At 58.4% G+C, this 23,845-nt stretch carries 21 protein-coding genes; 18 read left to right on the top strand and 3 right to left on the bottom strand.

Annotated features, from left to right (window positions below):
* Positions 1 to 54 precede the first annotated feature (54 nt).
* From OYW20_RS05720 to OYW20_RS05675, 10 genes are all read left to right on the top strand, one after another.
* Complete coding sequence (locus OYW20_RS05720; RefSeq protein WP_268799752.1) at positions 55 to 663, top strand: biliverdin-producing heme oxygenase; 609 nt, start codon at positions 55 to 57, stop codon at positions 661 to 663.
* On the top strand, positions 611 to 1,180 hold the full coding sequence (locus OYW20_RS05715; RefSeq protein ID WP_268799751.1) for a YbaN family protein: 570 nt from the start codon (positions 611 to 613) through the stop codon (positions 1,178 to 1,180). Before OYW20_RS05720 ends, OYW20_RS05715 begins: the two co-directional genes overlap by 53 nt.
* 62 nt (positions 1,181 to 1,242) lie before the next feature.
* Entirely contained in the window at positions 1,243 to 1,596 is a 354-nt protein-coding gene (locus tag OYW20_RS05710) for a DUF5064 family protein (RefSeq protein ID WP_268799750.1), read from the top strand.
* A 93-nt stretch (positions 1,597 to 1,689) separates the two neighbouring features.
* Positions 1,690 to 3,198 (top strand): sigma-54-dependent transcriptional regulator, encoded by a 1,509-nt coding sequence (locus OYW20_RS05705; protein WP_268799749.1) that lies wholly within the window; start codon positions 1,690 to 1,692, stop codon positions 3,196 to 3,198.
* A 267-nt stretch (positions 3,199 to 3,465) separates the two neighbouring features.
* On the top strand, positions 3,466 to 3,849 hold the full coding sequence (gene gcvH, locus OYW20_RS05700) for a glycine cleavage system protein GcvH (RefSeq protein WP_268799748.1): 384 nt from the start codon (positions 3,466 to 3,468) through the stop codon (positions 3,847 to 3,849).
* Positions 3,850 to 3,859: 10 nt separating this feature from the next.
* Entirely contained in the window at positions 3,860 to 6,715 is a 2,856-nt protein-coding gene (gcvP, locus tag OYW20_RS05695) for an aminomethyl-transferring glycine dehydrogenase (protein WP_268799747.1), read from the top strand.
* Between the two features lie 143 nt (positions 6,716 to 6,858).
* Entirely contained in the window at positions 6,859 to 8,235 is a 1,377-nt protein-coding gene (locus OYW20_RS05690; RefSeq protein WP_268799746.1) for an L-serine ammonia-lyase, read from the top strand.
* Positions 8,236 to 8,312: 77 nt separating this feature from the next.
* On the top strand, positions 8,313 to 9,434 hold the full coding sequence (gene gcvT / locus OYW20_RS05685) for a glycine cleavage system aminomethyltransferase GcvT (RefSeq protein ID WP_268801054.1): 1,122 nt from the start codon (positions 8,313 to 8,315) through the stop codon (positions 9,432 to 9,434).
* 392 nt (positions 9,435 to 9,826) lie between these two features.
* A complete protein-coding gene (locus OYW20_RS05680; RefSeq protein ID WP_003227496.1) occupies positions 9,827 to 10,039 on the top strand; it encodes a cold-shock protein in 213 nt (70 codons plus the stop codon).
* 94 nt (positions 10,040 to 10,133) lie between these two features.
* Complete coding sequence (locus OYW20_RS05675; protein ID WP_268799745.1) at positions 10,134 to 10,622, top strand: RDD family protein; 489 nt, start codon at positions 10,134 to 10,136, stop codon at positions 10,620 to 10,622.
* 154 nt (positions 10,623 to 10,776) lie between these two features.
* Here the strand turns inward: OYW20_RS05675 and lptG are convergent, their stop codons facing one another.
* Both lptG and lptF read right to left on the bottom strand, forming a co-directional pair.
* Complete coding sequence (lptG, locus tag OYW20_RS05670; protein ID WP_268799744.1) at positions 10,777 to 11,838, bottom strand: LPS export ABC transporter permease LptG; 1,062 nt, start codon at positions 11,836 to 11,838, stop codon at positions 10,777 to 10,779.
* Positions 11,831 to 12,955 carry an LPS export ABC transporter permease LptF gene (gene lptF, locus OYW20_RS05665; RefSeq protein ID WP_268799743.1) on the bottom strand — a complete coding sequence of 375 codons (1,125 nt, stop codon included), beginning with the start codon at positions 12,953 to 12,955 and terminating at the stop codon, positions 11,831 to 11,833. Before lptF ends, lptG begins: the two co-directional genes overlap by 8 nt.
* Positions 12,956 to 13,261: 306 nt before the next feature.
* Here lptF and OYW20_RS05660 point away from each other — a divergent pair, with 306 nt between their 5' ends.
* From OYW20_RS05660 to rlmF, 5 genes are all read left to right on the top strand, one after another.
* Positions 13,262 to 14,752, top strand: a complete 1,491-nt coding sequence (locus OYW20_RS05660) for a leucyl aminopeptidase (protein ID WP_268799742.1) — start codon at positions 13,262 to 13,264, stop codon at positions 14,750 to 14,752.
* Between the two features lie 56 nt (positions 14,753 to 14,808).
* Positions 14,809 to 15,237 carry a DNA polymerase III subunit chi gene (locus OYW20_RS05655; protein ID WP_268799741.1) on the top strand — a complete coding sequence of 143 codons (429 nt, stop codon included), beginning with the start codon at positions 14,809 to 14,811 and terminating at the stop codon, positions 15,235 to 15,237.
* Positions 15,238 to 15,244: 7 nt separating this feature from the next.
* Positions 15,245 to 15,661 carry a DNA polymerase III subunit chi gene (locus OYW20_RS05650; protein ID WP_268799740.1) on the top strand — a complete coding sequence of 139 codons (417 nt, stop codon included), beginning with the start codon at positions 15,245 to 15,247 and terminating at the stop codon, positions 15,659 to 15,661.
* Between the two features lie 224 nt (positions 15,662 to 15,885).
* Positions 15,886 to 18,732, top strand: a complete 2,847-nt coding sequence (locus OYW20_RS05645; RefSeq protein WP_268799739.1) for a valine--tRNA ligase — start codon at positions 15,886 to 15,888, stop codon at positions 18,730 to 18,732.
* Between the two features lie 175 nt (positions 18,733 to 18,907).
* Entirely contained in the window at positions 18,908 to 19,918 is a 1,011-nt protein-coding gene (gene rlmF, locus OYW20_RS05640; protein WP_268799738.1) for a 23S rRNA (adenine(1618)-N(6))-methyltransferase RlmF, read from the top strand.
* A 241-nt stretch (positions 19,919 to 20,159) separates the two neighbouring features.
* Here the strand turns inward: rlmF and OYW20_RS05635 are convergent, their stop codons facing one another.
* Complete coding sequence (locus OYW20_RS05635; protein ID WP_226503026.1) at positions 20,160 to 20,441, bottom strand: HU family DNA-binding protein; 282 nt, start codon at positions 20,439 to 20,441, stop codon at positions 20,160 to 20,162.
* A gap of 353 nt (positions 20,442 to 20,794) precedes the next feature.
* On the opposite strand from OYW20_RS05635, the gene yejK reads away from it, so the two are divergent.
* From yejK to OYW20_RS05620, 3 genes are all read left to right on the top strand, one after another.
* Positions 20,795 to 21,796: a nucleoid-associated protein YejK gene (gene yejK, locus OYW20_RS05630; protein ID WP_268799737.1), complete on the top strand. Its 1,002-nt coding sequence runs from the start codon at positions 20,795 to 20,797 to the stop codon at positions 21,794 to 21,796.
* Positions 21,797 to 21,834: 38 nt separating this feature from the next.
* Complete coding sequence (locus OYW20_RS05625; protein WP_268799736.1) at positions 21,835 to 22,185, top strand: glutaredoxin family protein; 351 nt, start codon at positions 21,835 to 21,837, stop codon at positions 22,183 to 22,185.
* A gap of 1,009 nt (positions 22,186 to 23,194) precedes the next feature.
* Positions 23,195 to 23,836 (top strand): hypothetical protein, encoded by a 642-nt coding sequence (locus tag OYW20_RS05620; RefSeq protein ID WP_268799735.1) that lies wholly within the window; start codon positions 23,195 to 23,197, stop codon positions 23,834 to 23,836.
* The last annotated feature ends 9 nt before the right edge of the window (positions 23,837 to 23,845 follow it).

Below are 23,845 nucleotides of genomic sequence, written 5' to 3'. Positions count from 1 at the left end.
CTAACCATCGCACGTTTCCCGATTTTTTCAGGCTCTCACTCCAAGGAAGACCCCATGACTCAAGAAGCCTCACGCCCTGCCCTTCGCTCGCAACGCCTGAACCAGATTACTCACGCCCCTCATGAACGGCTGGATAAAGCCGTCAAAGCCAACGCGCCGTTTGAAACTCTGGCCAGTTACACACGGTTTTTGACCGCTCAGTATCTGTTTCAGCAAGAGCTCAAAGCGCTGTACACCGATCCACAGCTGATTCAGATCGTGCCGGATCTTGCTGACCGCTGCCGTGCGGAGCAAGCCAAGGCAGATCTGATCGATTTGCAAACATCGATCCCGGAACCGGTGAACGGCGCAGTGCAAAACCCGCCCGTCGCAGAAGCCTTTGGCTGGCTGTTCGTGTCAGAGGGCTCGAAACTGGGCGCAGCCTTCCTGATCAAGCGCGCCGCGGCGCTGGACCTGAGCGACAGCTTTGGCGCCCGGCATTTGGGCGAACCGGCAGGAGGCCGCGCTGACGGTTGGAAACGCTTTATTCGTATCCTCGACGATCTACCATTGAGCCCCGAGCAAGAGCAGCAAATCAATAAAGGCGCGCTCGATGCGTTCCAGCGTTTCAATGAACTGCTTGAACACGCCTACGCAGCATCGGCAGAACAGGCCACAGCCTGAATGCTTAAAGTTGCGCCCAGCGCTGTTAAGCTGGGCGCCTTCCGTGGACACCTGCCGTGGAATATATTTTGAATTGTCGTATCCCGAGACCATGACCAGCCAACCACCCGGTAGCAAACTGTCCCGCATCCTCTTTGGCATCCTGGCTTACGTCAGCCTGGCCATCGGCATAGTCGCGATTTTTATTCCGGGGCTGCCAACCACTGAATTCATCTTGCTCGCCGCGTGGGCCGCCACCCGAAGCTCACCGCGCCTGAGCGCGTGGCTGGAAAATCATCGGCTGTTCGGGCCGATGCTCTACAACTGGCGCAACGGCAAGATGATTGCGCGCCGGGCCAAAGTCAGTGCCACCGTCACCATGCTGCTATGCGCGATCATGATGTTGGTTGTACTCAACCATAACTGGTGGATCTACTTTGCAGTGACGGGCATGGTGCTGGTCAATCTGTGGATATGGTCGAGGCCCGAACCTGTTTCCTCGCCCCGCGATTGCGTGCAGGGCCCCAGACGCAGATGAACCCCACCGGCGGCGCACGGTCAGTCCTTGTACGTTCCATCACTGATACGGGAGCAACCTCCATGTTTGAGCCAGGTCATCTGCACATCACGCACCCTGCCGTGCAACCAGAAGAGCTGGGCTACGACATCCATATCCGCTACGAGGTCAGTCAGACAGCCGAGTCTGGTGAGGGCATGCATTTTTCCCTCGAAGGGGAAATAAACGGCAAGCCTTTCAGCGACGAGTTCGAACTCCCCAAAGACAAGGCCTACAACTTCGCCAGCGAAGCCTCGCGCATCACCGAAAAGCACGGCTTGCCCAGAAACATCGACCTGCACGCCATGCAGGGGCAGTACGACGCGATGTTCGAAGATATCCGCAACAAACTGAACATGCAGTCAGGCGATCCGGTGAAGCCGGAGCATCTGGAGTAACCACCGAGCGCCGGCTGGAAAGAGAGTTCAGCGCTTGGAGGGGCGGTTTGCTGGCATAATCGCCCCCTTCTTAACAGCCTGACCTCTCCATCCATGCGCATCCACGTCAGTTTCATCGACCGAGTCGGTATCACTCAGGAAGTGTTGGGGATTCTGGGCGGACGCAATCTGAACCTCGATGCCGTGGAGATGGTGCCACCCAACGTCTACATTGACGCCCCGACGCTAAGCCATGAGGTGCTTGAAGAGCTCAAAGACCGGCTGTTTCGCGTGCGCGGTGTCGAAGCGATTACGGTGGTCGATATCCTGCCCGGCCAGCGTCGGCATTTGCAGCTGGATGCATTGCTTGCGGCCATGACCGATCCGGTACTGGCGCTGGACAGCGAGGGCCATGTGCTCTTGGCAAACCCGGCGTTGATCGCGCTGTGCGGACGCGAACCTGCGGGCGAGTCGGTCGGTGCATTGTTTTCCGACCCGGCCCTGCAAACCGCACTGCTGGAGAATGGCTTCCGGCTGCCCTTGCGCGAAGTCACGCTCAATGGCGAAGCGCTACTGCTCGACGCCACGCCGATCACTGACGCTGGGGCGCTGCTGACCTTGTACCTGCCCAGCCGCATTGGCGAGCGTTTGTCGGCTCTGCATCACGATCACGCTGAAGGGTTCGACGCGCTGCTCGGCGACTCCGCCCCGATCCGTACGCTAAAGGCCCGCGCGCAACGGGTGGCAGCGCTGGATGCACCGCTATTGATTCAGGGTGAAACCGGCACTGGCAAGGAGCTTGTGGCTCGCGCCTGTCATGCGGTCAGTGCCCGTTACAGTGCGCCGTTTCTAGCCTTGAACTGTGCGGCACTTCCGGAGAATCTCGCCGAAAGCGAGCTATTTGGCTACGCGCCCGGCGCGTTCACTGGCGCGCAGCGTGGGGGCAAACCGGGGCTGATGGAGATGGCCAACCACGGCACTGTCTTTCTGGATGAAATCGGTGAGATGTCCCCTTACCTGCAAGCCAAACTCCTGCGCTTTTTGAACGACGGCAGCTTTCGTCGCGTCGGCGGCGATAAAGAGGTGCAGGTCAACGTCCGCATCCTCAGCGCCACGCACCGTAATCTGGAAAAAATGGTCAGCGAAGGGACGTTTCGCGAGGACCTGTTCTATCGCCTCAACGTGCTGAACCTGGAAGTGCCGCCGCTGCGTGAACGCGGTCAGGATATTTTGCTCCTGGCGCGGTACTTCATGGAGCAGGCCTGCGCGCAGATCCAGCGACCGGTGTGTCGTCTCGCACCCGGCACATACCCTGCCCTGCTCGGCAACCGTTGGCCGGGTAATGTGCGGCAGTTACAGAACGTGATCTTTCGCGCGGCCGCCATCTGCGAGCACACGCTAGTGGACATCGGCGATCTTGACATCGCCGGCACGTCCGTAGCACGTCAGGGCGACGTGGAAATCGGCAGCCTGGAAGCCGCTGTGGAAGATTTCGAAAAATCCCTACTGGAAAAGCTCTACAGCCATTACCCCTCGACCCGGCAATTGGCAGCACGTCTGCAGACCTCACATACCGCCATCGCGCACCGGTTGCGCAAATACGGTATATCCGGAAAACCCTGAGCCACCCGTAACGCTTCCATTCCACTGGAACGATATCGCTACAAATGAGGGTTGAGCCCGCCACACAAGGCGTTGATCCCGCGAACATTTTTCCCCCGCCCAAATCCGTATCGATTTCGCTACAGCCCGCCGTCGGTCTACATTCGATGAACCGCTCAAACCCCTGCTCCGACTGGTCCGCGCCAAACTGGCCGCAAACTTGCTATGCACTTGCCCCATTCGTGCTCGCGCCTTTTGCCGAGCCTGTTGTCCATCCGGGGAATATTCATGAGTCAGCTGCGTTTTACTGAAGATCACGAGTGGCTTCGCGCCGAAACCGACGGCAGTGTGACCGTTGGCATCACCGCTTTCGCGCAGAACGCACTGGGTGACGTGGTGTTCGTACAACTTCCTGACCTACAGTCCTACGAAAAAGGCGCAGAAGCCGCTACGGTTGAATCGGTCAAAGCAGCCAGCGGCGTATACATGCCGCTCAACGGCGAAGTCATCGAGACCAACCCGGCGCTGGACAGCAACCCCGAGCTTGTCAACGAAGACCCATTGGGCCAAGGCTGGTTCTTCCGCTTCATTCCTACCGATGCAAACGCTGTCGGCCAACTGCTGGATCAAGACGCTTACGACCGTCTGATCAAAGCCAACGCCGAAGCCTGAGGAGTCCGACATGACTGACCGTATCGAATTGAGCACTGCCAACGAATTCATCGCCCGTCACATCGGCCCCCGCGCTGACGATGAAAAAATCATGCTCGCCACCTTGGGTTTGACCACCCTGGAAGAGCTGAGCGCAAGCGTTATCCCCGAATCCATCAAAGGCACCAGCGTTCTGGGCCTGTCCGATGGCCAGAGCGAGGCCGACGCACTGGCAGCAATCAAAGCCATCGCCGGTAAAAACCAACTGTTCAAGACCTTCATCGGTCAGGGCTATTACGGCACGCACACGCCGGCGCCGATCCTGCGCAACCTGCTCGAAAACCCGGCCTGGTACACCGCGTACACCCCTTACCAACCCGAGATTTCCCAGGGCCGTCTGGAGTCTCTGCTCAATTTCCAGACTCTGATCAGCGACCTCACCGGCCTGCCGATCGCCAACGCTTCGCTGCTCGATGAAGCCACCGCTGCCGCCGAAGCAATGACCTTTTGCAAACGCCTGAGCAAGAACAAAAGCAGTCAGCAATTTTTCGCCTCCAGCCATTGCCACCCACAAACTCTCGACGTACTGCGCACCCGTGCGGAGCCGTTGGGCATTGAGATCGTGGTAGCTGACGAAAGCGAACTGACCGACGTCAACGCGTTCTTCGGCGCACTGCTGCAATACCCGGCGAGCCATGGCGACCTGTTCGATTACCGTGAATTGGTTGAGCGCTTCCACGCCGCCAACGCATTGGTGGCCGTTGCCGCAGATCTGCTCGCCCTCACGCTGCTGACGCCGCCGGGCGAGTTCGGCGCGGACGTGGCCATCGGCAGCGCCCAACGGTTCGGCGTGCCACTGGGTTTTGGTGGCCCGCACGCCGCGTACTTCTCGACCCGCGATGCCTACAAGCGCGACATGCCAGGCCGTCTGGTCGGCGTGTCGATTGACCGCTTCGGCAAGACTGCGTTGCGCTTGGCCATGCAAACCCGCGAACAACATATCCGTCGCGAGAAGGCCACGAGCAACATCTGCACCGCGCAAGTGCTGTTGGCCAACATCGCCAGCATGTATGCCGTTTACCACGGCCCACGCGGCCTGACGCGTATCGCTAACCGTGTGCACCACCTGACCGCGATCTTCGCCAAAGGCCTGAGCCAACTGGGTCTGAACGTCGAGCAAGCGTTCTTCTTCGACAGCGTGACCCTGGCCACCGGCGCGAAGACGGCTGCGCTGCATGACAAAGCCCGCGCTCAGCAGATCAATCTGCGCGAAGTCGATGCCGAGCGTCTGGGCGTCTCACTGGACGAAACCACTCAGCAAGCAGACGTCGAGGTGCTGTGGGCCCTGTTCGCTGATGGCGAGCCGCTGCCTGATTTCGCGGCATTGGCCAGCGCCGTCGAATCGAAACTGCCGGGCGCACTGCTGCGCCAATCGCCGATTCTCAGCCACCCGGTCTTCAACCGCTACCACTCCGAAACCGAGCTGATGCGCTACCTGCGCAAGCTGGCGGACAAGGACCTGGCGCTGGATCGCACCATGATCCCGCTGGGCTCTTGCACCATGAAGCTCAACGCTGCCAGCGAAATGATCCCTGTGACATGGGCCGAGTTCGGCAATCTGCACCCGTTCGCGCCTGCCGATCAGAGCGCCGGTTACCAGCAGTTGACCGACGAACTGGAAGAGATGCTCTGCGCCGCGACCGGCTACGACGCGATCTCCCTGCAACCCAACGCCGGTTCGCAGGGCGAGTACGCGGGCCTGTTGGCGATCCGTGCGTACCACCAGAGCCGTGGCGATGAGCGTCGCGATATCTGCCTGATCCCGTCTTCGGCCCATGGCACCAACCCGGCAACCGCCAACATGGCAGGCATGCGTGTGGTGGTGACCGCGTGCGATTCACGTGGCAACGTCGACATCGAAGACCTGCGCGCCAAAGCCACTGAGCACCGCGACCACCTCGCGGCACTGATGATCACCTACCCGTCCACCCACGGCGTGTTCGAAGAAGGCATTCGCGAAATTTGCGCCATCGTTCATGACAACGGCGGTCAGGTGTACATCGACGGCGCCAACATGAACGCCATGGTTGGCCTCTGCGCACCGGGCAAGTTCGGCGGCGACGTGTCACACCTGAACCTGCACAAAACTTTCTGCATCCCTCACGGCGGTGGCGGCCCGGGCGTTGGCCCGATTGGTGTGAAATCGCATCTGGCGCCATTCCTGCCAGGTCACGGCAAGATGCAACGCAAGGAAGGCGCGGTCTGCGCAGCGCCGTTCGGCAGCGCCAGCATCCTGCCGATCACCTGGATGTACATCCGCATGATGGGCGGACAAGGCCTCAAACGCGCCTCGCAACTGGCGATTCTCAATGCCAATTACATTTCCCGTCGCCTCGAAGAGCACTACCCCGTGCTGTATTCGGGCACCAACGGGCTAGTTGCGCACGAGTGCATTCTGGATCTGCGCCCGATCAAAGACAGTAGCGGCATCAGCGTCGATGACGTGGCCAAGCGCCTGATCGACTTCGGCTTCCACGCCCCGACCATGTCGTTCCCGGTGGCTGGCACGTTGATGATCGAGCCGACCGAAAGTGAATCCAAAGAAGAACTGGATCGCTTCTGTGACGCGATGATCAAGATTCGCGAAGAGATTCGTGCAGTGGAAAGCGGCGCGCTGGACAAAGAAGACAACCCGCTGAAAAACGCGCCACACACCGCAGCAGAACTGGTCGGCGAATGGAGCCATCCGTATAGCCGCGAGCAGGCGGTGTACCCGGTGGCATCGTTGATCGACGGCAAATACTGGCCACCGGTTGGCCGCGTCGACAACGTGTTTGGCGACCGTAATCTGGTGTGTGCCTGCCCGTCGATCGAGAGCTATGCCTGAAGCTGAAAGCTGAAAGCTGAAAGCTGAAAGCTGCGAGTTAAAGCCAATCGGCTCTTTCTTGCAGCTCTTTCTTGCAGCTTGAGGCTTGAGGCTTGTAGCTAGTAGCTGGCTGTTGCACCCATAACAATAACCGGAGCCCAACCATGTCCCTGAGCGTGTTCGACCTGTTCAAGATTGGTATCGGCCCCTCAAGCTCCCACACCGTTGGCCCTATGCGGGCAGCGGCGCGGTTTGCCGAAGGCTTGCGCCGCGATGAGCTGCTCGGATCCGTTACCTGCGTCAGAATCGAACTCTACGGTTCTCTTGGCGCGACCGGCAAAGGTCATGGTAGCGACAAGGCCGTGCTGCTCGGTCTGGAAGGTGAGCATCCGGATACGGTGGACACAGAAACCGTCGCCGCCCGCTTACAACAGATTCGCAGCAGTGAGCGCTTGAATCTGCTCGGCGAACACAGCATCGAGTTCATCGAGAAGCAACACTTGGCGATGATCCGCAAACCCTTGGCCTACCACCCCAATGGCATGATTTTCCGTGCCTTCGACGCCTCTGGATTACAGGTGCGCTGCCGCGAGTATTACTCGGTCGGCGGCGGATTTGTGGTCGATGAAGACGCCGCAGGTGCGGACCGCATCGTCGAGGACAATACGCCGCTGCTGTATCCATTCAAGACCGCCAAAGCGCTGATGGCGCATTGCACCGCCAGCGGGCTGTCGATCAGTCAAGTGATGCTGGCCAACGAGTCGGCGTGGCGCCCGGAGGCCGAGACCCGCCAGGGGTTGCTGCACATCTGGCAGGTCATGCAGGATTGCGTCGAGGCCGGGTGCCGCAACGAAGGCATTTTGCCAGGCGGGCTGAAGGTCAAACGTCGCGCGGCGGCGCTGCACCGACAATTGTGCAACAACCCCGAAGCCGCATTGCGCGACGCGCTGTCAGTGCTGGACTGGGTCAACCTCTACGCGCTGGCGGTCAACGAAGAAAACGCCAACGGCGGCCGGGTGGTCACCGCACCCACCAACGGCGCGGCAGGGATCATCCCGGCCGTGCTGCATTACTACATGCGTTTTATCAGCGGCGCCAATGAAGACGGTGTCGTGCGATTTCTGCTGACCGCCGCTGCCATTGGCATTTTGTACAAGGAAAACGCTTCCATATCCGGCGCTGAAGTTGGCTGTCAGGGCGAGGTCGGCGTAGCGTGCTCAATGGCGGCCGGTGCGCTGTGTGAAGTCTTGGGCGGAAACGTGAACCAGGTCGAAAACGCCGCCGAAATCGGGATGGAGCATAACCTCGGGCTGACCTGCGACCCCATCGGCGGGCTGGTTCAAGTGCCGTGTATCGAGCGCAACGCCATGGGTTCGGTGAAGGCGATCAATGCGGTGCGTATGGCGCTGCGTGGCGATGGCCAGCACTTTGTCTCGCTGGACAAGGTGATCCGCACGATGCGCCAGACCGGCGCCGACATGAAAAGCAAGTACAAGGAAACCGCCCGTGGCGGGCTGGCCGTGAACATCATCGAATGCTGACACGACATTTTTTCGCGCGCCGACTTCGGTCAGCGCCTGACTCCCATTTAAAGAGCCCTCTTATGTCTACCGAAGCCATCTCTGCTGAACTGCTGCAAACCCCGCTCCACGCCTTGCATCGGGAGCTCGGCGCCAAGATGGTGCCTTTCGCCGGCTACGACATGCCGGTGCAATACGCCGCTGGCGTGATGAAGGAACATCTACACACCCGCGAGCACGCAGGGTTGTTCGACGTGTCGCACATGGGCCAGATCCTGCTGACTGGCGCCAATGCCGCCAAAGCGCTGGAAACCTTGGTGCCGGTGGACATCATCGACCTGCCGGCGGGCATGCAGCGCTATGCAATGTTCACCAACGCAAACGGCGGCATCCTGGACGACTTGATGGTCGCCAATCTGGGCGACGATCAACTGATGCTGGTGGTCAACGCGGCGTGCAAACATCAGGATCTGGCGCACCTTCAGCAGCACATCGGCAGCCAGTGCGAGATCAAGCCACTGTTTGAAGAGCGTGCCCTGCTCGCCTTGCAAGGGCCGCAAGCTGTCACCGTTCTTGCCCGCCTGGCGCCGGACGTGGCGAAGATGACGTTCATGCAGTTCGCTCGCGTCAGCATCGACGGTATCGACTGCTACGTCAGCCGCTCCGGTTATACCGGCGAGGACGGTTACGAAATATCGGTGCCGAGCGACCATGCCGAATCGCTTGCGCGGCGTCTGCTGGCCGAGCCTGAAGTCGCACCGATTGGCCTTGGAGCCCGTGACTCACTGCGCCTCGAAGCAGGCTTGTGCCTGTATGGCCATGACATGAACACCGACACATCGCCAATCGAGGCCAGTCTGTTGTGGGCGATATCCAAGGTGCGGCGCGCTGATGGCGCTCGTGCAGGCGGTTTCCCCGGTGCCGAGCAGATATTCGCTCAACAGACGTCCGGCGTGGCGCGCAAACGTGTCGGCCTGCTGCCACAGGAGCGCACGCCTGTCCGTGAAGGGGCGGAGATCGTTGACGCAGATGGCACCGTGATTGGCGTGGTTTGCAGCGGCGGCTTTGGTCCAACACTCGGCGCACCGCTGGCAATGGGCAGTCTTGACGCCCGGTTCGCAGCACTCGATACATCCGTTTGGGCAATTGTGCGCGGCAAACAAGTTCCGATGCGTGTTAGCAAAATGCCTTTCGTGGCTCAACGTTACTTCCGCGGTTGATACACGCGTCAAAAAAACATGCAGCCAAAACAGTGCACACGCTGTCTGGCTGCTGCATCGCAGTGCAATATCAAACAGCAATCAAAGTGTCAAAAAACCGCACGTTCCCGAGCATCGAAATTGTAAAAACTATCGATCATTCAGTACCGGTAAAAGTTTTCAAAAAGGGCACCAAACCGCCTGAAACCGGGGGTGAGCGGGGCTTGTTTTTTCTGCAACAGTTAGCGTAGAGTTTCTCGACTGTGTTTGCATAGGTCGCTTGGGCCGTGACTTGGGCAGTAGCGCGAAGCAATGCTACAACCCGCTCTACGATTCTTACTTCCTGCAACCAGCCCAGTGCTTCTTCGCGTGAAGGAGGCTGTCATTAATTCAAGTTTCAAGGAAATAAGAAAATGTCTACACGTCAGAGCGGTACCGTTAAGTGGTTTAACGACGAGAAGGGTTTCGGTTTTATCACGCCAGAGAGCGGTCCGGATCTGTTCGTTCACTTCCGCGCTATTCAGGGCAACGGTTTCAAGAGCCTGAAAGAAGGCCAGAAAGTGACCTTCGTCGCTGTGCAGGGCCAAAAAGGCATGCAGGCTGATGAAGTACAAGCTGAAGCCTAAATAGCTGCAACGAAAAGCCCTTGTTCTCATGAACAGGGGCTTTTTTGTACCCGCAATTTTGTACCATGCGGGCTCCCAGCTCACGAGCGCCCCCATGCCTAAATACCTGCTTCGTCCTCAAGGCGACTTTCCGGCTGCTGGATTGGGCCGTCGCATGGCTGCAATATTCTATGACTGCCTGCTGTGCGTAGCGCTGCTGATGGTCACGACCTTCCTCTATAAGCTGGTCTGGATGGCGTTTGTCGGCGAAACAAAACTGCGGGCAATGTCCGACGCTGGCACGCTGGATGGCGATCCGCTTTTGTCGACGATCCTGATGTTTGTGCTGTTCGGCTTTTTCGCCACATTCTGGACCCGCGCCGGGCAGACGCTGGGCATGCAGGTATGGGCTATCCGCGTGCAGAACCGTGATGGCTCGGGAATCAGTCTATGGCAAGCGCTGCTGCGCTTCGTGGTGGCAATAGCATCGTGGCTGTGCGTTGCAATGGGTTTCTTCTGGACACTGATCGATAAGCAAAAGCGCAGCTGGCACGATATCTATTCGGACACCCAACTGGTGCGGATCCCGCGGAAGAAGAAATGACAATCGCGACTCTGTAGGAGTCAACTTGTTGGCGAGGCGACTGAATACTTCATTCTGCACTGGCCCCTCGCGAATAAATCCGCTCCTACAGATGACGAGGTGTCACGCACAAAAAAGCCGACCCTGAGGTCGGCTTTTTCATGACGGTTGAACGTCATCCCGCCCGGCGCAGGAGCCAGATACCTGCCAGCGTACAGATACTCGCAGGTACCAGCACTGCGAACAGCGGCGAGAACCCAAACACCAGGCTCGACGGACCGAGCAGATCCTGGGCGATGCGGAAGGTAAAGCCCACCAGCACCCCCGTGAACACCCGCTGGCCCAGCGTCACCGAACGCAATGGCCCGAAGATGAATGAGATGGCCATCAGTACCAGCGCGACGGTCACCAGCGGCTGCAGAATCTTGGTCCAGAACGCCAGCCAGTAGCGACCATTGCTCAAGCCCTGATCGGCCAGATAGTGCGCGTAGCCCCAAAGACCGGTCATCGACAGAGACTCAGGCGGCAACACCACGGTGCTCAGCAGTTGCGGGCTGAGGGCCACGTCCCAGCGCTCTTCCGGCGTGCTAACGACCTCGGTCCGGTCGCCATGGAATACAGTGGTGGTGACCTCTTTGAGCAGCCAGTGATCGGTCATGAAGTTCGCCTGTTTGGCGAAGCTGGCGGTCTGCATGTGGCGCTGATCGTCAAACCGATAGCGGGTCACGCCATACAACAAGCCATCAGGTTGAACGGTGTTGATGTGGATGAACTCTTCACCCTGACGATGCCACAGGCCATGACGCGCACTTTGCGCATCGCCGCTGCCTTGTGCCAGCGAACGAGCCGCCTGAGCCTGGCTTTCGGTAACGGGCGCGACATACTCGCCAACCAACAAGCCAGCGACCATCAGCACCAGCATCGGCTTCATGACGGCCCAGACGATACGGCCAATGGACACACCGGCTGCACGCATGATCGTCAATTCGCTGCTGCTGGCCAGACCACCCAGGCCAATCAGGCAACCGATCAGTGCGGCCATTGGAAGCATGTCGTAGAGGCGTCGCGGTGCGGTCATCAGCACAAAGCTGCCGGCATCCCAAAAGGTGTAGGTGTCGCTGATATCGGCGATTTCATCAATGAACGCAAACAGCGAAGCCAGCCCAAGGATGATGCCCAGCACGGCAAGAATCGCGACAAACACGCTCTTGCCGATGTACCGATCGAGCTTAACCATGAGTCACCCCCGACGCATCCCGGCGACTCGCCATCTTCAGACGCAGAGGTTCCCAATACAAAAGCCCGAGGCCAATCGCGAGGAAGATGCCGTGCACCCACCAAAGGCCCAGCGCTGCCGGAATCTTGCCGCGCTCAAGGGCACCGCGGGCAGCGATCAGAATGGTGAGGTAAGCCATATAAAGCAGTATGGCCGGAAGCAACTTGAGGAAACGCCCCTGTCGCGGGTTAACGCGCGCGAGTGGGACCGCCATCAAGGTCACGATGAATACCAGGATCGGCAGTGAAATGCGCCATTGCAACTCAGCCTTGTTACGCGGCGAATCCTCGCCCAGGAGCAGTTCACGGGTAGGGATTGCATCACGGTCGGTCACTTCATCGCTGATGTCCGGCTTGGGCAGCAACGCACCATAAGTGTCGTACTTGATCGCGCGATAGTTGGCTTCGCCCGGATTACCGTCATAACGGTAGCCGTTCTCAAGGATCAGATAGCGGCTGCCGTCGTCCTTGATTTCCTGGTGGCCCTTTTCGGCGACCAGCACGGTGATCCCGCGATCCTTGGCATTGTCCGACGACATGCGCTTCTCGGAAATGAACACGCCGCCCAGATTCACGCGGTCCTCAGACAACTGCTCGGTGTACGTCACTCGCGTGCCATCGCGCAACGCCTGAAAACGACCTGGGACCAGCGTGTCGAACTCGGTCATGGCATCTTGCTTGTTGATCAGCAGGGAAAACTGCGTGGCACCCTGCGGCGCGAGGCTGAAGCTCAACCAGGCAACCAGCAATGACACCAGCGCAGCCGGCGCAAGGGTGATCAATAGCAGGCGTTGCTGGCTCATGCCGGTCGCGGCCAGCACGGTCATCTCGCTTTCAAGGTACAAGCGGCCATACGCTAGCAGAATCCCGAGAAACAGCCCGAGCGGGAGGATTAGCTGCATGAAGCCCGGCAGACGGAACCCCATGATCAAAAACAGCACACCGGGGTCAAGCGCCCCGGATGCAGCTTGAGCCAGATACTTGATAAAGCGTCCGCTCATGATGATCACAAGCAGTACAGCGCTCACAGCGCTCAAGGTAACCAGCACTTCTCGGGACAGGTAACGGAAGACAATCAAACCAGACACTCCAGGGTTGTCACGCTCAGGCAGCGTGACAAGGAAATGGATCAGCCAGGGCGCTCGCCAATGCGGACGACCAAAAAAATATGCGGCATTATCCTGTGATTGGGCGTGTCTGTCACTGCGCGAGCCGGATACTTCTCATATAGCGGCAATACGAGCGAATTAACGGGGTTGTCATCCATCGTCCAGCAGGGTCAAACTGCGGGCCTTACCGCTGGCATGTCGATTCGAGGCACCTCTGACCATGCCGCGCTGCGCAGTCATTTTGCGATAACCCACAGTTTATTCGGGGACCCCGACATGGAATTGGTTGTTAAAAGCGTCAGCCCAGAAACCTTGAAAACCGCCACGCTGGTGGTTGCCGTTGGCGAAGGCCGCGCGCTGAGCGATGCCGCAAAAAATGTCGATACCCTCAGTGGCGGTGCAATCAGCGCCGTTCTCAAACGTGGCGATCTGGCAGGCAAAGTGGGCCAGAGCTTGCTGCTGCATAGCCTGCCCAACCTTAAAGCCGAACGCGTTCTGCTGGTTGGCACCGGCAAAGAAGCCGAGCTGACCGACCGCCAACTGCGCAAGATCATCAGCGGTGTGCTCTCGACCCTCAAAGGGCTTGGCGGCACTGATGCAACCTTCGCACTGGACCACCTGATCGTCAAAAACCGTGACGTCTATGGCAAGAACCGTCTGCTGGTCGAAACCCTGGCCGACGGCGAATACGTCTTCGACCGCTTCAAGAGCCAGAAAGCCGACCCCCGCGCGCTGAAAAAAATCACCCTGCTGACTAACAAGGTCAACGTCGCTGACGTCGAGCGCGCTGCCACGCATGCTCAGGCGATTGCCAAAGGCATGGCGTTCACCCGCGATTTGGGCAACATGCCACCCAACCTGTGCCACCCGGTCTATCTGGGTGAAGAAGCCAAGGCACTGGGCAAAGAATTCAAGCACCTGAAAGTTGAAGTGCTGGACGAGAAGAAAATCGCCGATCTGGGCATGGGTTCATTCCTGGCCGTAGCTCAGGGCAGCGCACAGCCACCACGCCTGATCGTGATGAACTACAGCGGCGGCAAAAAAGCCGACAAGCCGTTCGTCCTGGTTGGCAAGGGCATCACCTTCGACACCGGTGGTATCAGCATCAAGCCAGCGTCCGGCATGGACGAAATGAAATTCGACATGTGCGGCGCCGCCAGCGTGTTCGGCACCCTGCGCGCCGTGCTTGAGCTGCAACTGCCGATCAATCTGGTTTGCATCCTGGCCTGCGCCGAGAACATGCCAAGCGGCACCGCGACGCGTCCGGGTGACATCGTCAAGACCATGAGCGGCCAGACCGTCGAAATCCTCAACACCGACGCCGAAGGCCGTCTGGTGCTGTGCGATGCGCTGACTTATGCCGAGCGCTTCAAGCCACAGGCCGTGATCGATATCGCGACTTTGACGGGCGCCTGTGTCGTGGCGCTTGGCGGCCACACGTCGGGGCTGCTGGGCAACAACGACGACCTGATCAATCAACTGCTGGACGCCGGCAAGCGTGCAGACGACCGTGCCTGGCAACTGCCGTTGTTCGACGAGTATCAAGAACAACTGGACAGCCCGTTTGCCGACATCGCCAACATCGGCGGGCCTAAAGGCGGCACCATCACGGCCGCCTGCTTCCTGTCTCGCTTCGCCAAAGCCTACGAGTGGGCCCATCTGGACATTGCCGGCACCGCGTGGCTGAGCGGCGGCAAGGAAAAAGGCGCCACTGGCCGTCCGGTACCCCTGCTGACCCAATACCTGCTCGACCGCGCAGGCGTCTAAAGCACCGAGAAGCGTACCTGCGCCAATGCAGGTACGCTTCACGCACTGGAGCTTTCATGACCCAAGTCGACTTTTACATCCTTCCCAGTGACGATCCCGCAGCGCGTCTGGATTTTGCCTGCAAGCTGACTGACAAGGCCTGGCGGCTTGGTCATCGGGTTTATCTGCACTGCAGCGACGCACAACAACGTGAAGACCTCGACGCGCGCCTGTGGCGATTCAAAGGCGAAACGTTCGTCCCCCATGGCGATGCCGAGGATGATCAAGACGCCCCGGTTGCGCTTGGACTGGGTGACGATCCCGGCCAGCATCAGGATTTGCTGGTCAATCTGGACCTTCGCATCCCAGAGTTCTTCAAGCGTTTCGCCCGCGTGGCGGAAATAGTGGTGGAAAACCCCGCCATCAAACTGGCCGCACGGACGAGCTTTCGCTTCTACCGTGAACAGGGCTATCCTCTTCAAGATCACCGACTGCAACGTCTTTGAGCACATGATGGACAATCCAAAACACTTTAAAGATTCCGCGCACTTGCTGGACGACCTTGAGTCGATCCGCCAGTTGCTGGGCGAAGATAACGCACAGCCGCCGTTGCTGACCGATACGGTCACCCATGATGGCCAGATCCCGCTGCTGTTCGACGTGGTGAGCGGCAAAGTCATATCCGTCGAAGAACACGACGTGAATGAAGCCGACATCCCGACCTTGATTGCGGAACCGGCGCAGTCCCACGCAGAGACAACCGCAACCCTCAACCCTGACGCCCTCCTGCACCTGGACAACGAATTGCGCGCCGCCGCGCGGTTGATCATGCAAGACGTCATCGACGATTTCGCGCCGCACATAGAGAACGAAATCAAGCGGCGTCTGGATGCACGGATGGAGCGGCTGTTAAGCCAGTATCAAAACTGATCTGACTGCTTCTGTAGGAGCGCGCTTGCCCGCGAAGGCGGTGTGTCAGCCACAAATAAGGCGCCTGGCATATCGCAATCGCGGGCAAGCGCGCTCCTACAGGGCTTCAGCCACATCACACCGTTTTTTATACGCCCGCCATCGCCTCGCTCTACGCCCAGCCGTTCATCCCCGCTATACTTGCCGGCTTTCCCGAATTAATGCCAATTAGGTTCCCGCCCCGCATGGACAAGACCTACCAGCCGCACGCCATCGAAACTTCCTGGTACCAGACCTGGGAGTCCGAAAACTACTTCGCTCCGCAAGGCGCGGGCGACTCGTACACCATCATGATTCCGCCGCCGAACGTCACCGGCAGCCTGCACATGGGCCACGGTTTCAACAATGCGATCATGGATGCCTTGATCCGTTTCCGCCGCATGCAGGGTCGAAACACCTTGTGGCAGCCGGGCACCGACCACGCAGGTATCGCCACGCAGATGCTGGTAGAGCGTCAGATCGAGGCACAAGGCCTTAGCCGTCACGACCTGGGGCGCGACAAATTCCTCGAAAAAATCTGGGAGTGGAAGGATCAGTCGGGCGGCAACATCAGCCGCCAGATCCGTCGCCTGGGTTCGTCGGTGGACTGGAGCCGCGAGCGCTTCACCATGGACGACGGTCTGTCCGAAGCCGTAAAAGAAGCCTTCGTGCGCCTGCATGAAGACGGCCTTATTTACCGCGGCAAGCGCCTGGTGAACTGGGACACCAAACTGCACACCGCGATTTCCGACCTCGAAGTCGAAAACCACGACGAAAAAGGCCACCTGTGGAACCTGCGTTATCCACTGGCTGACGGCGCCAAAACCGCCGACGGCCTGGATTACCTGATCGTTGCCACCACTCGCCCTGAAACCATGCTCGGCGATGCCGCCGTCGCCGTGAACCCAACCGACGAGCGCTACCAAGCGCTGATCGGCTCCTTCGTCGAGCTGCCGCTGGTTGGCCGTCGTATCCCGATCATCGCCGACGATTACTGCGATCCTGAATTCGGCACCGGCTGCGTGAAAATCACCCCGGCCCATGATTTCAACGACTACGAAGTCGGCAAGCGCCACAATCTGCCGCTGCTCAACATCTTCGACAAAAACGCCCATGTGCTGGCCGCCGCTCAGGTTTTCAATCTGGATGGCACGCTCAACGACAGCGTCGATGGCACCCTGCCCGCTCAGTACGCAGGCCTTGATCGCTTTGAAGCACGCAAGCAGATCGTCGCTGCGTTCGATGAGCTGGGCCTGCTGGTCAGTGTTGACGATCATGCCCTGAAAGTCCCGAAAGGCGACCGCTCCGGCACGATCATCGAGCCATGGCTGACCGACCAATGGTACGTGTCGACCAAGCCATTGGCCGAGCCAGCCATTGCCGCCGTTGAAGACGGCCGCATCGCCTTCGTGCCCAAGCAGTACGAAAACATGTACTTCTCGTGGATGCGCGATATCCAGGACTGGTGCATCAGCCGTCAGCTCTGGTGGGGCCACCGCATTCCGGCCTGGTACGACGAGTCCGGCAAAGTGTATGTCGGTCGCGACGAAGCGGAAGTCCGCGCTAAACACAACCTCGGTCCCGACGTTGCGCTGCAACAGGACAACGACGTGCTCGACACCTGGTTCAGCGCGGGCCTGTGGACGTTCTCCACGCTTGGCTGGCCAGAAAAAACCAAAGCCCTGGAAACCTTCCACTCCACTGACGTACTGGTCACAGGCTTCGACATCATTTTCTTCTGGGTCGCCCGGATGATCATGCTGACCATGCACCTGGTGAAGAATGAAGACGGCACGCCGCAGGTGCCGTTCAAGACGGTGTACGTGCACGGCCTGGTCCGCGATGGCCAGGGCCAGAAGATGTCCAAATCCAAGGGCAACGTCCTGGACCCGCTGGATATCATCGACGGCATCGAGCTAGAAGACCTGGTGCAAAAGCGCACCTCGGGCATGATGCAGCCCAAGCTTGCGAAGAAGATCGAAAAGCAGACCCGCGACGAATTCGCCGACGGTATCGCCAGCTACGGCACCGATGCGCTGCGTTTCACCTTTTGCTCGCTGGCGTCCACCGGCCGCGACATCAAGTTCGACATGGGTCGCATCGAGGGCTATCGCAACTTCTGCAACAAGATCTGGAACGCCGCGCGCTACGTGCTGGACAAGGGCGAGGACTGCGGCCAGAACGGCGAAGCCGTTGAACTGACGCTGCCTGATCGCTGGATCATTTCCCAGCTGCAACGCACAGAAGCCGAAGTGACTCGTCAACTGGATCAATTCCGTTTCGACCTCGCGGCACAAGCGCTGTACGAGTTCATCTGGAACCAGTATTGCGACTGGTATCTGGAGCTTTCGAAGCCTGTGCTGTGGGACGAAAACGCGCCGGTCGAACGTCAGCGCGGCACCCGTCGCACGCTGGTTCGAGTGCTGGAAGTGGCGCTGCGTCTGGCCCACCCGTTCATGCCGTTCATCACCGAAGAAATCTGGCAGCGCCTCGCGCCACTGGCGGGCGTGACCGGTAAGACCATCATGTTGCAAACCTGGCCGGTGGCGAACGAATCGCGCATCGATCAGGGCGCCGAAGAAGACATCGAATGGCTCAAGGGCCTGATGCTGGGCGTGCGTAACATTCGGGGCGAGATGAACATCGGCCCGGGCAAACCGCTGACCCTGTTCCTCAAAAACGTCAGCGCCGAAGACCAGCGTCGCCTGACCGAAAACGATGCGCTGCTGAAGAAGCTGGCCAAGCTCGAGTCGATCACGATTCTGGCGGATGGCGCAGAAGCCCCACTGTCCGCCACTGCGTTGGTGGGCGAGATGGAAGTGCTGGTGCCGATGGCTGGCCTGATCGACAAAGATGCCGAGCTGGCGCGCCTGGACAAGGAAATCCTGCGCCTGCAAGGCGAAGTGCAGCGTGTGGGCGGCAAGCTGTCCAACGCAGCGTTCGTCGACAAGGCGCCGCCTGAAGTGATCGCCAAAGAGCGCGCCAAATTGACCGAGGCCGAACAGGCATTGGGCAAACTGGCCGAGCAACACGCGCGGATTGCCAGTTTGTAAGACAAGCCTGCAAAGCCCTGTGGGAGGGAGCTTGCTCGCGATAACCTCTTCAGACGATAAAGGTCTATCGTCTGAACCGGCCAATCGCGAGCAAGCTCCCTCCCACATTTTTTTTGCGCAGGCCACGCTATCTGTACCCACTCCGGGCATTGCGCCTGCTCATGAATTCATTCTGATGACCCATACCCCAAAACCGCCCCGCAAAAAGCCCACGCGCCCTCAATCGGCTAAACCCGCCGAGCCGCGTGAGAAAGCCAGTCTGCACCCGCGCAATCGCCATCAAGGCCATTACGACTTCCCCAAGCTGATCAAGGCCAGCCCCGAACTGGGCAAGTTTGTGATCCTCAATCCTTATGGCAAGGAAAGCATCGACTTCGCCAACCCGGCTGCGGTACGGGTGTTCAACCGTGCGCTGCTCAAGTCCTTCTACGGCATCGCGCATTGGGACATTCCGGCTCATTACCTGTGCCCACCCATTCCGGGACGTGCCGATTACCTGCATTTTCTTGCTGACCTGCTGGCCAGCGGCAACGAGGGCGAAATTCCCCGTGGCGCCGCAGTGACGGCACTGGACATTGGCACGGGCGCTAACTGCGTGTACCCGCTGATTGGCCACAGCGAATATGGCTGGCGCTTTCTGGGTACCGATATCGACAGCATCGCTGTCGCGGCCGCCACAGCGATCATCAAATCCAACAACCTGGGCAAGGCAATCACCCTGCGCCAGCAAAGCAATCGAAAGCTGATTTTGCTGGACGTATTGAACGCCGATGAACGTTTCGATCTCAGCCTGTGCAATCCGCCCTTTCATGCCAGCGCCGACGAAGCGCTGCGCGGCAGTCAGCGAAAATGGCGGGCACTGGGTAAAGCCGACCCCAAGCGCAAGCTGCCTGTGCTGAACTTTGGCGGCCAGGCGTCCGAACTGTGGTGTGAGGGCGGCGAGTCGCGCTTTGTCACGCAACTGATCAACGAGAGCGCTCAGGTGCAGCAGCAGGTGTTGTGGTTCAGCACGCTGGTGTCAAAAGCGTCGAATCTGCCGCTGATTCAAAGCACCCTGAAAAAAGCCGGTGTGTTCGAAAGCCGTATCATCGAGATGGGGCAAGGCCAGAAACAAAGCAGGTTCGTGGCGTGGACCTTCCATGACGCCGCGCAACAAGCCGCATGGCGTGCAGAGCGGTGGATGTAAACAAACCGCTTCTGCCGAAGGCGTAGGAGCGCAGCTTGCTCGCGATCTGTTGCGAAGCGACAGCAAAACCTGACACTGCGATATTCCTGATCCACCTCAATGGCTAGATTTACTGGCGGTGCCCGGCAGATCGCGAGCAAGCTACGCTCCTACGCCCTACGGGCAGAAGCCAAATCGCACCCACAAAAAAGCCGTGCCCGGATCACTCCGTTGCACGGCTTTTTGCTGCAAGCGTTTTCGCTTACTTGTTGACCGAGTCAGTCAGCACTTTAGCTGGAACGAACTTGACCACTTTCTTGGCAGCGATTTCGATGGCAGCGCCAGTCGAAGGGTTGCGGCCAGTGCGAGCTGGACGCTCGGTGATCTTCAGTTTGCCGATACCTGGCAGAGTGATTTCGCTACCGTTTTCCAGTTGGTCAGCAACGATTTGGCCCAATTGCTCAAGAGCATTACGCGCGGTAGTTTTAGGCGCGTCGATAGCTTCTGCGATATCGGCGATCAATTGGTCTTTAGTCAGAGCCATGGTGGTGTTCCTTCCCTATCAAATTCAGATGGTTTGCAGAGTGTGTTCAGGCGCGAAATGTAGATGCCGAAATTGACCTTTGGTTCGCCCAAAAGCCCCACAAACTGCGTGCTTGGCGCGATTCAGTGCGCAAGACGGGGCAAAACTAGCACAGAGCCACGTAAATATCCGCACCTGACTGCCCAATTGGTCAGCTTTTCACGCTGGAAGTCGCAAATATGCCTCAACTCCCGCCTACGCCAAGGTTTGCGGCGGCGTTCGGGCGTTCCCGGGGACAGGTGCGGTACACTTGCGCTCTTTCGACTGAGACGTGGGCCCACCCGTTCAGTTTCATTTCAGTAGCCGAGAAATCCATGCCGATCCGTCATGCCATCGTTCACCTGATCGACAAGAAACCTGACGGTACGCCCGCAGTTCTTCATGCCCGCGACTCCGAACTCGCCGAGTCTCAGGCCATCGAGAACATGCTGGCGGACCTCAATGAAAGCTATAACGCCAAACAAGGCAAAGCGTGGGGCTTCTTCCATGCCGAATCCGGCGCGCATCCGTTCAGCGGCTGGCTGAAGGAATACCTCGACGCCGGGAAAGATTTTACCGTCTTCAGCCGTACCGCCGTCGAACACCTGCAAAAGCTCATGGAGGAATCGAACCTGTCCGTCGGCGGCCATGTTCTGTTCGCCCACTACCAACAGGGCATGACCGAGTATCTGGCCATTGCCCTGCTGCACCACAGCGAAGGCGTTGCGGTCAACGAAGCGCTGGACGTCACCCCGTCGCGCCATCTGGACCTCGGTCAACTGCACCTGGCTGCGCGGATCAACATTTCCGAGTGGCAGAACAACAAAACCTCCAAACAATACATCTCGTTCATCAAGGGCAAGAACGGCAAGAAGGTCTCCGAGTACTTCCGTGATTTCATCGGTTGCCAGGAAGGCGTCGATGGGCCCGGCGAGACTCGCACGCTGCTCAAGGCTTTCAGCGATTTCGTCGAAAGCGAAGACCTGCCGGAAGATTCTGCCCGCGAGAAAACCAAGACCTTGGTCGATTACGCCAGCAGCCAAAGCAAAATGGGCGAACCCATGGGCCTGGAAGAACTGTCCGGTTTGATCGACGAAGAAAGGCCTCGCGCGTTCTACGACCACATCCGTAACAAGGATTACGGTCTATCCCCGGAAATCCCTGCGGATAAGCGCACCCTCAATCAATTCCGACGTTTCACAGGCCGCGCCGAGGGATTGTCCATCAGTTTTGAAGCGCATCTGCTGGGCGACAAGATTGAGTACGACGAAGAGAAAGGCACATTGATCATCAAGGGGCTGCCAACGCAGTTGACCGACCAGCTCAAGCGCCGCTGATACCCGCCATGCCCATTACCGGGGGAGTAACGCAGGACATGTTCGTACGAACGCTAAAGAAGTTTCTGCTGATCATGCTGGTGGTGGTCGTGTACCAGAACTGGGGCAAGATCGAGAACTTCATCCACCCCTCATCCGCTGTTTCGGCGCAGGTTCAGGCCAATGCGAAGGTCACGCTCTACGCCACCGACTGGTGTGGCTACTGCAAGCAGACGCGGCGGTTTCTGGACAGCAAAGGTATCCCGTACACCGAGTTCGACATTGAGAAAGATGCCGCAGGGCGTAAAGCGTATGAAGCGCTGGGCGGACGCGGCATTCCCCTGATCGACGTGAATGGCACGTTGATCAGGGGGTTCAGTGAAGAGCAGATATTAGCGGCGTTGAAGTAGGCAGTCCGGGTTCTACTACGGATAGAAGGCGGCCAGCTGATCGGCTATCTGAAATGAAAAGCGCTGTGCGGTAGGCGCTGCGAAATCGATTCTGAGTACGGGGACGCGCTTTCCGGTAGATGCCATTTTTTGTTGAAACGCTTGCGCATCGGAAAGTGAGCCGCCCTTTGCAGCATTGTAGAAAAAGGCCACCGTCCATAGGCGCATGCCCTCATTCACAAAGGCGGTGTCCGGTGTGTCTCCCCAGTTTTGAGCATGATCCCATTCCAGTAGCTTTGGGCTGGAAAGTTATGATGTGAGGTTATTGAATTGCGCCAGCCTTGAGCATTATCAGCACCCCACGAACACTGATTGTAGAGAACTTGGCCCTGCGCACGAAAGTTAGCGTCCCACTGAGCAGATGTCATTAACCGAGCTTATTTTCACAACTAACCTTTGGTTTACCTGAACAATCAGCTCCACTCGCTTCAAAATCGCACCCACTGTACCGTCTGTTCATAGTCCTTACGGTATACGCATCGAATGGATAAACGCAGACGACGACAGGGTCTCCAGCGGCCCCTGCTAAAATTACGAAGCTTATCCCGGGTACCGCCTTGGCAATAGCATCCGCTGGACTCAACAGTATGAATCCGGCTCGTTCGTAAAAGCCAGAGGTGTTGAGACCGTACCTTATCCATGAAAAAAATGTCCCATCCAATACCTGCGCGGCCGGACTGGACTTCCACGGATCGAAGCTAACAAGTCATTAAATTTCAAGCACTGTGCCCCCCGCACGTTAGATTTATCGGCGATGGTGCTCGTTGCAACTCGCTATATATCGAGCTGGGCATTGGCCCACCTGCCATTTCACTCCCGGCACGTTCAAGACTCATTCGAGATACAAATCATCGGGTTATTTCTATTGCGCTTCACACATCAACAAAACGAAGCAAACCTGATTCTGCTTACTTCCAAATATAATTAAAAACCCCAAAATCAAGCTCACCACCCTTATAACGTCCATGGGTTGCTCACGGCGCAGCCAACTCAATTTTTGACAATCACCGATCACGTGCCTTCATTACATGAACACATCAAAATGGATTTTGGCCATGCACAAGTTATCGTTAGCCTTTCAACCCTTCTGCTGGGAATCGTATTAACTTCTTGTTCAACCCTGGAACAGACCGATGCTCAAGTGCCCGCGCGAGGCAATACCGAGAGCCCGCCGACAAGTGCTGCACCGCAGTCTCAATTACAGAAACCCGCCGAAGTGCTGGCTGACGTAATGAAAAACTATCTGGAGACAACCACGGACTGCCGTGAGTACGGCACCAACAGGCCCCGCGGTCACTACTACTGCAGTGGTGTCCTTGCACGCACGGTAAATGATGGCAACTTCAACCCCTGGATATATGGCCCGACAGCGTTTGCCATAGGAGCTAGCTCCTACTCATGGTCAAGACAAGATGTCACACAAACGCAACTCTACCACCCGGCAGGATTCATTTTGCGCAACCGCATTGACGCTGCTGCACATGGTTTACCGGGCTTGAAAGCGGATTCATATGTCTCTATCCCTTTGATGCGGCCACCTCTACCGTCAATGGTCACCAAGGGTGCGGTTATCGAGCAGGACGGCTGGAAGACACTCCGCCGGTTACGGTAAAGGACGACA

Source organism: Pseudomonas sp. BSw22131 (genome assembly GCF_026810445.1).
Taxonomy (GTDB): Bacteria; Pseudomonadota; Gammaproteobacteria; order Pseudomonadales; family Pseudomonadaceae; genus Aquipseudomonas; species Aquipseudomonas huanghezhanensis.
Note: the sequence above shows the minus strand (reverse complement) of the source record. Positions and strands in the feature narration are given on the sequence as shown.

Bases quoted from the DNA above. Each gene is read 5' to 3' on its own strand.
- OYW20_RS05720 (WP_268799752.1), top strand. From the start codon at position 55: ATGACTCAAGAAGCCTCACGCCCTGCCCTTCGCTCGCAACGCCTGAAC.
- gcvP (WP_268799747.1), top strand. From the start codon at position 3,860: ATGACTGACCGTATCGAATTGAGCACTGCCAACGAATTCATCGCCCGT.
- OYW20_RS05710 (WP_268799750.1), top strand. From the start codon at position 1,243: ATGTTTGAGCCAGGTCATCTGCACATCACGCACCCTGCCGTGCAACCA.
- OYW20_RS05655 (WP_268799741.1), top strand. From the start codon at position 14,809: ATGACCCAAGTCGACTTTTACATCCTTCCCAGTGACGATCCCGCAGCG.
- OYW20_RS05635 (WP_226503026.1), bottom strand. From the start codon at position 20,441: ATGGCTCTGACTAAAGACCAATTGATCGCCGATATCGCAGAAGCTATC.
- OYW20_RS05650 (WP_268799740.1), top strand. From the start codon at position 15,245: ATGGACAATCCAAAACACTTTAAAGATTCCGCGCACTTGCTGGACGAC.
- OYW20_RS05660 (WP_268799742.1), top strand. From the start codon at position 13,262: ATGGAATTGGTTGTTAAAAGCGTCAGCCCAGAAACCTTGAAAACCGCC.
- OYW20_RS05645 (WP_268799739.1), top strand. From the start codon at position 15,886: ATGGACAAGACCTACCAGCCGCACGCCATCGAAACTTCCTGGTACCAG.
- OYW20_RS05625 (WP_268799736.1), top strand. From the start codon at position 21,835: ATGTTCGTACGAACGCTAAAGAAGTTTCTGCTGATCATGCTGGTGGTG.
- OYW20_RS05690 (WP_268799746.1), top strand. From the start codon at position 6,859: ATGTCCCTGAGCGTGTTCGACCTGTTCAAGATTGGTATCGGCCCCTCA.
- rlmF (WP_268799738.1), top strand. From the start codon at position 18,908: ATGACCCATACCCCAAAACCGCCCCGCAAAAAGCCCACGCGCCCTCAA.
- OYW20_RS05705 (WP_268799749.1), top strand. From the start codon at position 1,690: ATGCGCATCCACGTCAGTTTCATCGACCGAGTCGGTATCACTCAGGAA.
- OYW20_RS05675 (WP_268799745.1), top strand. From the start codon at position 10,134: ATGCCTAAATACCTGCTTCGTCCTCAAGGCGACTTTCCGGCTGCTGGA.
- OYW20_RS05715 (WP_268799751.1), top strand. From the start codon at position 611: ATGAACTGCTTGAACACGCCTACGCAGCATCGGCAGAACAGGCCACAG.
- gcvH (WP_268799748.1), top strand. From the start codon at position 3,466: ATGAGTCAGCTGCGTTTTACTGAAGATCACGAGTGGCTTCGCGCCGAA.
- yejK (WP_268799737.1), top strand. From the start codon at position 20,795: ATGCCGATCCGTCATGCCATCGTTCACCTGATCGACAAGAAACCTGAC.
- lptG (WP_268799744.1), bottom strand. From the start codon at position 11,838: ATGGTTAAGCTCGATCGGTACATCGGCAAGAGCGTGTTTGTCGCGATT.
- OYW20_RS05680 (WP_003227496.1), top strand. From the start codon at position 9,827: ATGTCTACACGTCAGAGCGGTACCGTTAAGTGGTTTAACGACGAGAAG.